Source organism: Pseudovibrio sp. Ad46 (genome assembly GCF_001623065.1).
Classification (GTDB): domain Bacteria; phylum Pseudomonadota; class Alphaproteobacteria; order Rhizobiales; family Stappiaceae; genus Pseudovibrio.
In genome coordinates, this window is sequence record NZ_LMCG01000042.1 from 1 (window position 1) to 599 (window position 599).

1 protein-coding gene is annotated in these 599 nt (G+C 35.1%); it reads left to right on the top strand.

Annotated features, from left to right (window positions below; genetic code table 11):
* Window positions 1-297: iron chelate uptake ABC transporter family permease subunit (locus PsAD46_RS10825; protein WP_153040727.1), on the top strand; the 297-nt coding region annotated here is incomplete at its 5' end.
* Window positions 298-599 lie beyond the last annotated feature (302 nt).

The following is a 599-nucleotide window of genomic DNA, read 5'->3' on the forward strand; positions in this document are numbered from 1 at the left end:
GTTGAGCGAGAAAAATTTGTGCTTTTAATAGTAGCAGTTGGTTTGGCAGCTGCCTGTGTATCCGTTAGTGGTGGTATTGCATTTATTGGACTGATTGGTCCGCATATTGCCAGAAAGTTAGTTGGCTCAGCACATCGCTGGGTGATGGTAACAGCAGCGCTTTCTGGAGGGCTATTATTACTACTTGCGGATACAATTGGTCGATTGATTATTCAACCTTCTGAAATCTTTGCTGGTATCGTTGTGGCAATTATCGGTGCACCTTATTTCTTGTTCCTTCTTGCAAAAGCTAAATAATAATAATTATTGATAACGAGAAATTAACTAGTAATTGATAATCATTGTAGACAGCCTATTGCTTTTGTGATATCTTAGTAAACATAAGCAATAGGAATTGACTACGTGCCATTTTTACTGTAAAAAGTGAATTCCTAACTTGCATTTTATTTATAATTATTATAAACTGTATTTATTGTTAAATGATAATGATGATAATTTAGAAAGACAACTTGTTGTAGCAACCAAGGGAGGAACTATAATGGAAGGTCGTATTGGACGCATTAAAGCACAACTTCATGATGCTAGTTATAAATTAACAC